General features: G+C 38.0%; 10 protein-coding genes and 1 pseudogene. 5 read left to right on the top strand and 6 right to left on the bottom strand.

The window, feature by feature from the left end; genetic code table 11:
* Positions 1-59 precede the first annotated feature (59 nt).
* Positions 60-434 carry a hypothetical protein gene (locus BC008_RS11825; RefSeq protein WP_058183561.1) on the top strand — a complete coding sequence of 125 codons (375 nt, stop codon included), beginning with the start codon at positions 60-62 and terminating at the stop codon, positions 432-434.
* A gap of 35 nt (positions 435-469) precedes the next feature.
* On the opposite strand, the gene speE is transcribed toward BC008_RS11825, so the two are convergent.
* From speE to BC008_RS11805, 3 genes are all read right to left on the bottom strand, one after another.
* Complete coding sequence (speE, locus tag BC008_RS11820; RefSeq protein ID WP_027846793.1) at positions 470-1354, bottom strand: polyamine aminopropyltransferase; 885 nt, start codon at positions 1352-1354, stop codon at positions 470-472.
* 170 nt (positions 1355-1524) lie between these two features.
* Positions 1525-2985, bottom strand: a complete 1461-nt coding sequence (locus BC008_RS11815) for a hypothetical protein (RefSeq protein WP_027846792.1) — start codon at positions 2983-2985, stop codon at positions 1525-1527.
* Positions 2986-3405: 420 nt separating this feature from the next.
* Positions 3406-4254 (bottom strand): SDR family NAD(P)-dependent oxidoreductase, encoded by an 849-nt coding sequence (locus BC008_RS11805; protein ID WP_036267468.1) that lies wholly within the window; start codon positions 4252-4254, stop codon positions 3406-3408.
* Between the two features lie 2314 nt (positions 4255-6568).
* Here BC008_RS11805 and BC008_RS11800 point away from each other — a divergent pair.
* A pseudogene (locus BC008_RS11800) lies at positions 6569-7195 on the top strand (bifunctional 4-hydroxy-2-oxoglutarate aldolase/2-dehydro-3-deoxy-phosphogluconate aldolase); the annotation flags it as partial.
* A gap of 398 nt (positions 7196-7593) precedes the next feature.
* Positions 7594-8376 carry an HAD family hydrolase gene (locus tag BC008_RS11795; protein WP_027845700.1) on the top strand — a complete coding sequence of 261 codons (783 nt, stop codon included), beginning with the start codon at positions 7594-7596 and terminating at the stop codon, positions 8374-8376.
* Here the strand turns inward: BC008_RS11795 and BC008_RS11790 are convergent, their stop codons facing one another.
* Together BC008_RS11790 and BC008_RS11785 are read right to left on the bottom strand one after the other, a co-directional pair.
* Positions 8377-8787, bottom strand: coding sequence for a GFA family protein (locus tag BC008_RS11790; RefSeq protein ID WP_027845699.1), 411 nt, complete (start codon positions 8785-8787; stop codon positions 8377-8379).
* A gap of 40 nt (positions 8788-8827) precedes the next feature.
* A complete protein-coding gene (locus BC008_RS11785) occupies positions 8828-9283 on the bottom strand; it encodes a GNAT family N-acetyltransferase (protein WP_036267467.1) in 456 nt (151 codons plus the stop codon).
* Between the two features lie 160 nt (positions 9284-9443).
* On the opposite strand from BC008_RS11785, the gene rlmN reads away from it, so the two are divergent.
* The gene (rlmN, locus tag BC008_RS11780) at positions 9444-10595 is read left to right on the top strand and encodes a 23S rRNA (adenine(2503)-C(2))-methyltransferase RlmN (protein WP_036267465.1); all 1152 of its coding nucleotides are present in this window, start codon (positions 9444-9446) and stop codon (positions 10593-10595) included.
* 155 nt (positions 10596-10750) lie between these two features.
* On the opposite strand, the gene BC008_RS46340 is transcribed toward rlmN, so the two are convergent.
* On the bottom strand, positions 10751-10930 hold the full coding sequence (locus BC008_RS46340; RefSeq protein ID WP_072207717.1) for a replication restart DNA helicase PriA: 180 nt from the start codon (positions 10928-10930) through the stop codon (positions 10751-10753).
* 790 nt (positions 10931-11720) lie between these two features.
* Between BC008_RS46340 and BC008_RS11775 the strand changes: the two genes are divergently transcribed.
* A complete protein-coding gene (locus BC008_RS11775; protein WP_027845698.1) occupies positions 11721-12677 on the top strand; it encodes a hypothetical protein in 957 nt (318 codons plus the stop codon).
* Positions 12678-12712: the final 35 nt, after the last annotated feature.

Raw genomic sequence — 12712 nt, 5'->3', positions numbered from 1 at the left:
GTTGTCGTTGTGAGAGACAATAACTCTACTACATCAGCCCTATTTTTCATACTCTTTTTTTGGCGAAGGTATTGTTAGAAAAAGATGGTCATAAAATTGAGAAATTTAAAAGGAGTTACGATATTATAACGACACCAGAAAGTCTGAGAAATACACAGCTTTTCCGTACGTTACCCCATGAAATCGGTCATGCTGTAGATTATCTAGAAAATTGTCTCAAGCCATCTCTTGCAGCTAAAACAGATGAAGAATCTGCTTCTATCAAACGTCTGTACCGTTCCAAGGCATATTTAGATAAGGAAGAATATGCCCATCGTTATGCCAGGGAATTTTATCATAAATATAGTGCCCAAGCAATACTTCCATTCGAGCGTTTATATGACGAAAACTACCTGAATAGTCTGAGACTAGATCCAAAGTGGTTCAAGTTTTAATAATTTGAAATTTTAGGGAAAAATTAGGCTAGCAATTAAATCATTTTCTGAATAAAATTAGGCAGTGCAAATGCTGCTTTATGTATATCTGCATTATAGTAACGCAGGTCCTGCTCCCGAATTATTTTCTCAGCTTTTGAAACATCTAAGTTATTTACTGGATCTGGTCCTGCTTTAGAACAATAAGTCAAACTCCACATACCAGTTGGATACATGGGAATAAATACCAAGTAGCAATGTACCGATTCAATACCAAAAACTTCCTTGAGACATTTGTTTAAATCTATAAATGCGTTGCGATGAAAAATTGGCGATTCACTTTGTACTGTGACTACCCCACCAGGACGCAGACAACGGTATACATCTTGATAAAATGACTTAGTAAACAACCCCTCCGAAGGTCCCACAGGGTCGGAAGAATCAATTATAACTAAGTCATAGGAACTATCAGCTGCATTTTTGACAAAATTAATCCCATCATCAATTAATAAATTTAATTTGGAATGCTCCAATGCTGAAGAAATTGTTGGTAAAAATTGTTTTGAAGCACGCACTACAGCTTCATCAATTTCTACCATTGTTATCCTTTCGATTTCCTGATGGCGTACTAGCTCGCGAATTGTACCACCATCACCAGCACCAATTACTAAAACATCTTTGACTTGGGGATGAGTTAACATCGGCACATGAACAATCATTTCATGGTAAGCTGCTTCATCGGCTTCAGTGCACATCACCATACGATCAATAGTCAACATTTTCCCATTTCCGGGAGTATCAAATACTTCTACAGTTTGATAAGGAGAAACTTCATGAAAAATGCGATCGCCCTGAATACGAATCGATAATGCCATTTTTCCATTATCGTCTATTACCCATTCCTCGGGATTGAATTGACCGGGTTGTTCCGATAAGACCATGGTGAATGCACGTGGGACAAAATGTATCAGTGGGTTAGTATACGAAATTATTGATAATTCGTAATTCGTAATTCGTAATTCGTAATGATTTACCCATGGGTGAGGTGATGAATTACGAATTAGCTATTGTTGTTGCTGTAAAATTTGGCGTGACTGATTCACTTACTAATTCACATTAAATTTTTGCCGCGTTCGTAAATTGTTTTTGCATATTCAGTCCAAGTTCCTTGTCCCCAATAACGAAAGCAACTAGTTTGCAACAAGAAGTTATACAGTAAAGCTTGGCGATAATCCGAACTTCTAGTGAAAGGTTCCGATCTATCTTCCTCAGATAAGGTATTAATTTTCTGATGAAACAAACTGCTAAGTTCATTCATCGGAGCCAAAACATTTTCGTACCCTTCAACCCAACTAATATGATTTGTCCAAGAAGCTCCTTCCATATGAAACTGGGGATTTTCTTGCCTTAGTTGTGCAATGGTATTTTCAACAGTGTTGGGAGTTGCATCCCTCGGTGAAACTCGCTCCCAAATTAAATGTTGTCCTACTGGCTGACAGGGTATGTAGTCATCGGTACCAAAACCGGCTGCTGCAATTAATTCTAAATATTCTGTTCCCGTCACACCAACAACATCTGAATCAGGGGTTATTTGATGCCAAGCTTGTTTGAAAGCGTTGGGAAATTCATTCATCATCACTCCGCCATTTTCACCATCACCAATTTGGCTGACTATTGCTGGTGGTTTGAATCGAGATAAACTTTTTGCCTCATAGTAAGGTTGCATTTGAGCAACTAACTTTGTATCTGAGCCCTGAGTCTTAATTAAAGCTGTAATACTAATGGTTTCACCCTGGGAATTGCGAGCAACTAAACGATGGGGTAAATGTTTTTCCTTCAATCCTTCACCTGTTAGTGTTTCTACCGAATGCTCTTGAACTAACAACCAACGATATCCACACTCTTTCAAGGCTTTGATAAATTCAAATAATGTATCGGGGTGATTTGGTAAATGCATCTCTGGAGGTGAAAAACCCTTAACTCGCGCCAATGCTTCCCAACCAAAAATTGCTGCAAAATGATGTTGCCAGGCCAATATATGCAGTTTGATATCTGGTATGGGTGTAGATGGAACAACTGCATGACCCCACATCGTACCTAACCACTCAACATATGGTTGATAGGTAGAATCACAAGTTATCCGTTTGAGATTATCCAAAATATCTTTCCGCCCCATTTGTTGCAGTCCCCATAAAAGATTACCGGAGTAATCCAACATAATTCGAGGATTGCAACCTTGATTTACCAACTCAGGAATAAACTCCCCCATGCGACTGTAACACCAAGCAAAAGGTCCGGCATTATGGTTATCTCCTTCACCGGGATGTTCGAACATATATTGCAAGTTACTAATTAGTTCTCCATTTGCACCTGCAGGAATTGTTGGTTGATGCATATGTAGAGCGATCGCAAAAGTTGCTTTGATATTGTCTAAGGAGATATTAGTCCTTGGTAAAAATACTGTCCGGTCGTGGTTGACGGTATCGAGAACTTCTGATTCCCAACCAGAAATATTTGGTAAACCATCAATAATTTCTGGTAAGGAAGGAAGGCTAGCTGTTGTAGGAAGCATGGCTATTTATAGTGAGTTCGGATACACAATTTTAAGTATGACGCTTTTTGGTGGGTGTTGGGAATTGGGGAAAGTGTGGGAAAGTGTGGGTGGTGTGGGAAGTGTGGAAAGTGTGGGAAGTGTGGGGAAGTGTAGGGAGTGTGGGTGGTGTGGGAAGTGTGGGGAGTGTGGGNGTGGTGTGGGAAATGTGGGGAGTGTGGGTGGTGTGGGAAGTGTGGAGATTGGGTATTTGGAAAAACATACTGGGGAATAACTCCTGACTCCTGATTTCTGTTAGCGCAGCGTTAGCGGTAGCAGGGCAGGGCGTTAGCACATGCGCGTGGCGTAAGCATACTGTAAGTATTGCGCATAATTCTGATTTCTGACTCCTGACTCCTGACTCCTGACTTTTGACTTCTGACTCCTGACTTCCAAAAGTACTCAGCGCACAGCATTTACCCTCTTCCAAGGATTAATTTTTCCCAAACTTTTCTGCCGAGTTGGCGATCGCTCAGAAGGCTTAATTGAAGGTCTAGCTATATGTAAAATTACCTCCAACAACCAAGGAGCAAAGCGTTGACACCAAACAGCAAGATAACTTTGCCATCCGACTAGGATTTCTGGCGATTTTTTTTTCAAACCGATAACTAATGCATCAGCGACTTGCTCTGGTGTAATTGGTCTCACCCAGCGAAATAACTGCAAACCTCTAACCATGTCTGTATCTGTCAGAGAAGGTAGCAAAGCTATTACCCTGATGTTGTGTGGAGCTAATTCGCGACGTAAAGCTTGAGTAAAACCTAGGAGTGCAAATTTAGTTGCTGAATACGTAGCCATGGTTGGTGCGGCGATTTTCCCCATCAAACTAGAGACGTTAACTATAGTCCCTTCCTCTTTTGTCGCCATTCGACGCGCCATGGTTTGGGTCAGAGTATAGGTTCCTAATACATTGAGAGATAACTCTTCTTGCACTTGAGGTAATTTAGAACGCAAAAAAGAGTTTTGATGTGCAACACCGGCACAATTAACCAGCAAATGAATTGGTCCATAACTGCGCCATAACTGAGCAACAGCAATATGAACGAAGGTAGTTTTGGTCAGATCTAGAGCCATTGTTACTGCTTCCGTTCCCAGTTCTTCTACTTCTCGGGCTACGGTCACTAATTTTTGTCGATCGCGTGCTATTAGTATTAATCGTTTTACACCTTGTTGCGCTAGTTCAATGGCGATCGCACGCCCAATACCCCGCGATGCTCCTGTTACCAGAGCAACTTTATTTTGAATATTCATGGTTTCCCCCTAAAATTTAAAGTCCTACCACGTCGTTTTTTTTTTCGTTGAGACTGTGTCGTGGTAGTAAGTTTTTATGTTGTGAGCCCGATCTCAGGTCACACAAATGGCAAAAAGTTAATCTAGTTTCTATCTGTTCTACAGTTTGTTTGGATTCTTGAGGTACACAACAGTATACACATATCAAGGTTTAACAACACGTAAAAAATCCACCAAAATCAATGAAATAAACTAGTAGATGGATCTCAAACTGGTAAAATCTATATCTCCAGCATCACGTACCACATTTTCGACAATAGGATACTCATCTATAAAACCTCAATAAATCTGCAATATTACCGATACAAAGCTTTGATTTCTTGTTATGAAGTCAATGATTAGTTTTGCTTACGCAAGCTCTGATTCCCAATAGAATCTTTAGAAGAGAATAGAACCCTACAACACCTATAATTCCTGCTAGGGCTAAGTTCTGACCAATGGTGACGAGCCACTTTTATTATTATTTAGTACAAAATATACAAATTTCTAGGCGCAGCACCACCCAAGTTGTACCAAGAAAGATAAGCACTATTGACTCAAAACATAAGCCTATGCAATTTAATTACAGGTATCGGTTGACATCTTTTGGACATAAACTATTGTCAGCATTGTTGCATAAACACACACTAACAACTTCATCAAGCTTATGCAATATTTTTTAATAAGCATTTCTTAATATTTAGTTTTTGTGCAGATATGTACAATCGATGTCGTATCAGCTGTAAAGTATTGGTTATTAATGTCAACATTACTGGACGCAACATTAACCACAAGTCAATACCAAATTACTTGGAAATAAGTTTTTTTAACGTCTACATAAAAATATTTTGTTTTGTTGACATACAACTCCGATTAGTTGACAGGTAACATTTTATGGTTTACCACTCCGTCATAATTAATATCTCTCCATCTTCTCCATCTCCAAATCAGAGAAAGCGATATTTGTACATTAGATGGAATTATTTTAGTGTTCGACTCTCTGATGGTGACTATTAGAAGTTCTTAGGAACTAATTTCTAATCGGTAGTTTACTAATTTCTAATTGGTAGTTTAAAGTCATCTGGATTAGGTGCTAAATAAGCGGATTAAATACTTAACCAGATTTTTCAGTGCCCCGGAAGCTATATTTTGGAATCTTTATTTTATTAAATTCTAAATTCCGATATAATATCCTCTGCTATTCTCATCGCTTTGCTTGCCAATTTTTTGTTGTTTATCCCAAACTGTAATTTATTTTTTGTACTTCTTTAGATAGTTATTTTTGTAAGCCTTAAAGTCTTAACATAGTTGGCATATATCTGGTAAAAATCCAAATTTCATTGAATTTGAAAATAGTTCAAATTCTAAATTCTAATGATGTGGTCTTTTGCTTGGTAAACAGGATTTTTATCTATTCTTCTTCCTAAAGCAGGATATGTCTAGCAGATATTCTTGTTTTCTGAAGATATATAATGCGCCTCCCTAAAGAAAGAGTAAGGTTTTTTGACCAACCAAGATATATCTCATGTTTTCTGATTTTCTAGATATCTTGGTTGGGATGACTTGTACTTTCCCAACCTAGCAAGGGGTGTTTAGGCTAGTTAAGGTAACGTTAATGCAGTTCGAATAACTGCTTGTCATGTGTCTTTGCTGTGTAGATAGAAGCTCTGGTTAAGGCTTAGCATAATACCCACTACCAGTCCTTAATAGCCCTTAACGGAGTGCTACAAACGGTATTTCTTGTCCGTACAGTAACTACACTACATCTACAATTTGCCTATCTATTTTAAAGTTTGTATTTCACTTGACTGAAAATAGCCATAAATAATAACCATACAAACTAGGAAATAATCTAAAAATTTATTTTCATATTGGGATCTGTGATTTAGCTCATTGGGGTTTTCAGGTATTTTTGCTAATCATGAAGATATGTAAGGATTACAAGGCTAAAACTGTTGCAAAACTTAACTAATTCACAAACTCTCAAGATAAGTGTTCCTGATTTGTACTGCATTTCAACGAAGCAGCGACTTAGTTAATTGTTTCTTAAAGTTAAGTTTACTTGTTCATTTTGTAACGAGTTGATAAAACTGAAGTTGTTGTAATTTAAAATACATATAAATTTCCCATTTTCTGTTAAATTGCGGACTAATATTTATTGTCACTGGTGGTCTTTAAAAATCAAAAAATCTCTTGAGTAAGATATTTTTTATTGATTTACTGATACTCAGTCGGTAAAAAGATAACTATAACTGGTGGCAAATTCCTACAGCTACAATTCCCCTTCATTTTTAAAATGTTACTTTACTCTTGGTTAACCTTACTGAAAAAAAATCGTGCGATTGCAGTGATTCGTGCTTCGAAAATCGAGCTTGGAAGAAAAATGGCGTTAGCAGCAGCGCGAGGAGGAATGGAGTTAATCGAAATTACTTGGAATAGTCCTCGCTCTGCAGAATTGATTTCTCAGCTACGAGTTCAACTACCAAATTGCATTATTGGTACTGGTACACTGATGAATCAAACTCAAGTGAAAGAGGCGATCGTGGCTGGAGCACAATTTCTCTTTGCTCCTCATGTGGATCCTCTAATGATTAAAGCGGCAAAAGATTCAGGTTTACCAATAATTCCAGGGGCGTTAACCCCTACAGAAATTATTACTGCTTGGCAATGGGGTGCGACATGTGTCAAAGTATTTCCCGTGCAACCTGTTGGTGGTCCCAATTATATTCGGAGCTTACAGGGTCCATTAAGCCAAATACCATTAATTCCGTGTGGTGGAATCACCTTAGAAGACGCTGAAGAATTCTTAGCTGCTGGAGCTACAGCGGTAGGTGTGGGGACACAATTGTTTCCTAAGCATTTAGTAGCTAGTGGCAATTGGGAAGCCATATCTGATAAAGCTGCTTGGCTACGAGAAAGACTTGGTCAGCCTTCAGGTGCTCAGCCTTCGAGTACAAATTCATTGGCGAATTCGTCCGCTAATTTACCTGTAAGTTCTTCTGCAAACTTATCTATGAAACCACCTGTAAATTCTTCCGCAAACTTGCATGTAAATTCGCCTGTGAATTTGCAAGTATAAACACTTATTGTAAGATCCTATCTAGTCGGTCAGTGCCCTGTCCCAAGAGTGTGTCTTCAGATGTAAAAAGTAATCATAGGGTAACTGACAACTGGAAAAATCTTGTCACCGGTGATGATTTGAGAATATTTAGTTGCTAAGTAATTGCTAGATTTCCTGGAGGTTCTAAATGAAATATGTTGTTGAACACAAAAAAATCTTCCTTCAGGTAAGCTGAAAAAGCAGCTTATATACTTGACAGCATGATGGAAAATAGTCCTTCTATACTAGCTTTGGACTTTGATGGTGTTATTTGCGATGGACTAATTGAATATTTTCAGGTCGCTTGGCGTGCTTACTCTGGAGTTTGGCACGCTGAAAACAAAATACCTCCTGATGGTCTTGCTGAAACATTTTACCCACTGCGAGCTGTAATTGAAACAGGTTGGGAAATGCCTGTTTTAATCAAAGCATTGATTGAAGGAATTTCTGAGGAACAAATTTATCAAGAATGGCATAATATTTCAAAACAGATTCTAGAGAAAGATAATCTCAAATCTCAAGATATTGCCAAAGAACTAGATAGTATCCGGGATGAATGGATCAATAATGATTTGGATGGGTGGTTAAGCTTAAATCGATTTTATCCCGGTACAATTGAGAAAATTCGGTCTATTGCAAGCAGTTCTGTTGAACTGTATATCATTACTACTAAGGAAGGACGTTTTGTCAAACAGCTTTTGCAAAGATGGGGGGTTGAATTAAACTCCGAACTAATTTTTGGGAAGGAAGTCAAACGTCCAAAGTATGAAATTATCAGGGAATTAATAAAAAAACATAATATTTCACCTGGAAATGTTTGGTTTGTAGAAGATAGATTAAAAACCTTACAAGTAGTTAAGAAGCTCCCGGATTTACAAGACGTTAAGCTTTTTCTTGCCAGTTGGGGATACAATACAGCCTCGGAGCGAGAAGCTGCAAAGAATGATGAGAGAATAAAATTAATATCTCTGGCTCAATTTGTTCAAGACTCGTTTGCTTGGTAATTAAATTACTGGCATTTTGCCGAACTTGGGTAGATCTGGATTCATATAATCCCAAGGTTGAGCACTGTCGGTATAAATATCCATGGTTGGTTGAAAATAACTTGGATCGTCAAGACTTCCAGCCATAATTCCCATCAGATCCGGATTTGGGGGTTTGCTGAATAATCGGGAACCGCAATTCGGACAAAAGCCTCGACCAACAATGCTTCCGCTATCGCCGGTCACTTCATAATATTTCACATCTCCGGTGATGGTAACTGCACTCCGTGGAACTAACATCCCAGAAGCATAACCACTTCCTGTCACCCGTTGACAATCGCGACAATGACAATTTCCCATTGTAATAGGTTCTACTGAACATTCGTAGCGGACAGATCCGCACAGACAACCACCAGTAAATTTTGGTTCCATCACAATATCTCCTTCTCAAGAAGTTAAGTCAAAAATTCACTTAGCGCTCAATTTTTGTGTCCAGTGGAAGACAAACTACAATTTCTCCATCTTCTATCTTTCCAGTTTTTTCAAAACCTAGACTTAAATATAATTTTTCGGCGACCAGATTTTCGGGAACATAGCTAGTAAAAACACGAGCGCACCCTGGCTTGTTTCTCAAAATTTCGATTGCTTCTAACATTGCAGCTTTACCATATCCATTTTTTTGGTGGTTTTGATCGACCATCAAACGAATAACCCACCAACTACCATCATCATCATCTAAACCGTACATCACGAAACCAACCATCGTTTCGTTACTGTAAATTGCTAGGGGAAAGAAAGATGGTTCAAACTTAGATTCCAGGAGTGAGTAAACATTGGAAGCGACAAAGTTTACTTGTGTTTCATCCGGCTTTAGTTTGATACACTCTTTCCAGTTATCCCGGTTAATTTCTCTTAAAATAATAGACATATTTCCTCTTGAAGTATAGCTATACTACAAGTAATATCAATCCATTGAGAGTCAATTCCAGATAAAAATAATTTTAGATAAAAACTAACAACTGCGATTTAGATCTCGTACTATAAATATTCGATGCCTTATTCCATCCAATACCTTGTAATTAACCGCCATGTCTACTAAGTCTGTTGTTGTCCCCGATCGCTCTGTTGAAAGGAAAACTCTAGATTCTTCTAAAATTTCTGTCCCCCCTCTTTTAGGTGCTTCTTTGGAACAGTTACAGACTTGGGTAAAAGAACAGGGACAACCAGTTTATAGGGGAAAACAGTTACACGACTGGATATATCATAAAGGTGCGCGTTCCTTAAGTGAGATTACAGTTTTCTCCAAACAATGGCGAGCGGAAGTTGCAAATATTCCAGTGGGACGTTCGGCTTTACATTATCGTTCAGTAGCTTCCGATGATACGGTTAAATATCTTTTACGACTAGCAGATGGTCAAATAGTAGAAACCGTTGGTATTCCTAGTTTCAATAAAGGTAGAACAGAAAACAAGCGAACAACTAAGTCACGAAGAAGCAAAAGTTCGGAACGTTTGACCGTATGTGTCTCCACTCAAGTAGGTTGTCCGATGGCATGTGATTTTTGTGCTACAGGTAAAGGTGGATATCAACGTAATTTGGAACGTCATGAAATTGTCGATCAAGTTTTAACCGTTCAGGAAGATTTTGGGGAAAGGGTGAGCCATATTGTGTTTATGGGTATGGGTGAACCTTTATTAAATATGCAAAATGTTTTGGGTGCGATTGAGTCTCTCAACCAGGATGTGGGTATCGGACAGCGTTGTTTGACTTTATCTACTGTAGGTATTCCCAGACGGATTCTTGAATTAGCGGAGTATAAACTGCAAGTTACTCTGGCGGTAAGTCTTCACGCTCCCAACCAATCTTTGCGAGAACAAATAATCCCCAGCGCCCGTCCCTACAAAATAGATGATTTACTGGCTGAATGTCGCGAATATGTGAAAATTACGGGACGACGGGTATCTTTTGAGTATATTCTTTTGGCTGGGGTGAATGATTTACCAGAACATGCTGTGGAATTAGCAAAAAGATTGCGGGGATTCCAAAGTCACGTAAATTTGATTCCTTATAACCCCATTCAAGAAGTGGACTATAAACGCCCCAGTCGCGATCGCATTCAAGCTTTTACTCAAATACTCGAACAAAAGCATATTGCTGTTAGCGTTCGTTATTCCCGTGGTTTAGAAGCTGATGCTGCTTGCGGACAATTACGGACAAATAAAACTCAGGTATTGAAGTAATAAATTGAATTTAAATGTTTTTGTACTATTTTACGTGATACAAACTCACAAAAAATAAAAGTGAAGCTTGAAGAGGTAAGAACCAGGAAAAAAGTTAAATAAGCTTAATCCTGGCTCAATTTACCTAATTTTTTTTGCAAATCCTACTATCAAAATTAACTTCTTGCGTAGATACCCGGAGCATAAGCTTCTATAACTTTATTTGTCCTACTACAAGTCACCATCAGGTAATCGCAATCAGGGCATTGAGTTCGCGTTAATTTGCTTTCAATAATGTGATGTCTCTCTGCTTTACTACCACAGTTGGGACAGCGAATTTCTTGTATAGTTCGCATTTTAATTCCTCTTGATATGAAACTTTTTTGTTATAGAAAATATGCGGTGGCAGGTAAAATTTTCTACCACACATAGTACTAATCTTGGGTAATGGAAAATATTGCTATTATTTTTTGGTTTGGAATAAATAGCAAATATTACTGAAAAATCAGATTTATTGTGACTTATTAAAAATTTTCAGGCTAAGGGTCTCTTTTGTATAAGTTGTAATCTTTATTCTAGTATTTATATTTGTAAATTATCCAATTATATATATATTATTTTAATTTTTCAATTGCTATTTATTTCGTTTTGTTCAGATCCCCGATAACAATTCTCTGAGATTATCTATGTGAGTTATACATTCTAGGCTTTGTTTGACAGATTAAATAAACTGAAAAGTGTTTACACGTAATTCAGGCTTTAAAACTAGAAAAATATTAACCTAAGAATTAACTGTTAAATTAATACTCAAGATAATACTAACTCCAGAAGAGTATATTTAATTTTTTAGAGCTAACTCTTATTGATGTCAGCAGTATTTTTTAGTTGAGCTGATTAATCTAACACGTATATAAAAAGTTCGGAACTAAATTGGTATTAGTTAAACTTATTCTATCTATAAGAAAGTTATTATTAGTATCGGCAGTACATTCTCAACACACTGCAGATTTTTTTAATTAGCCACAAATTAATGCAATTTGCTTTGATCTGAATATCTAAATATAAGTTTCACATTTTACAAAAAAACTGATAGACCCCCTATCATTGCTATTGATGTGAATTCTAACTTGATGGGGAAATATTTTCATGGGCTCACCAACTCGACAACAACGTCAAAAATTAATCGAGCAATACGTTCTATCACGCCGTACGATGTTGGCGCTAATAGGTTTCGCCTGTACTCCAGGTTTAGAGACTTTATTGAACAGTGATACTAAGCCTTCAGAGCCTAAACCACCTCCTAATCCAGATATTCCTACTTTGCCTCAAAAAGATTCACCTGTGATTCAGCAAGAGCGCCAACTTCAAATCGAACAAACGCGTCAGGAATATCAAATAGGGTTGCGATTACCCAATTCTGTACGCGTGGAAACTTTGCCTCCTCAAGAGGTATTTTCTGAAGGATATAACGCTAATCGAGCAACCTTAGGGGAACAAATACAAGCAAATCAACAGACATTTCTCGCAAATCCTAAATCTTTTGACGCATTAGATGATTATGCTGCTGTATTTCCTGTTCTCCCCGTGCCAGATATTGCTAATAATTTTCGGAATGATGGAAAATTTGCGATTCAGAGGCTTTATGGTCCCAACCCTATGGAACTGACTAATGTTTTGGCGCTTAATTACAATTTGCAGGAAAAACTTGGGATAACAGATGAAATTTTTCAAACAGTGCTGGCAAAGATACGGGGAAGAAAACAAATTAGGGAAACTCTTGATAGTGCAACTGAAGAGGGGGGTCTATTTATTACTGATTATGCAATACTCGATATCGTTAATCCTCAAAGCGATAGATTCATAACTGCACCGATCGTGCTTTATTTCGCTGACAGGAGTCGTGATGGTTATTCTTTAATTCCTATTGCTATTCAGTTGGGACAACTACCAGGGGAAAGTTTGCTTTGTACGCCCTTGGATGGCGTAGATTGGACTTTAGCTAAACTGATCGCTCAAATGGCAGATTTTTACGTTCATGCAATGGTGCGCCATCTGGGTCAGACTCGAATGGCACTAAGAAAAGCTGGAACCCTTGTGGTTTAAACAGTCTGTAATTGCTTATTTAATTCATGCCGTGG

Origin of the sequence: Mastigocoleus testarum BC008, from assembly GCF_001456025.1 — a bacterium.
Taxonomy (GTDB): domain Bacteria; phylum Cyanobacteriota; class Cyanobacteriia; order Cyanobacteriales; family Nostocaceae; genus Mastigocoleus; species Mastigocoleus testarum.
Note: the sequence above shows the minus strand (reverse complement) of the source record. Positions and strands in the feature narration are given on the sequence as shown.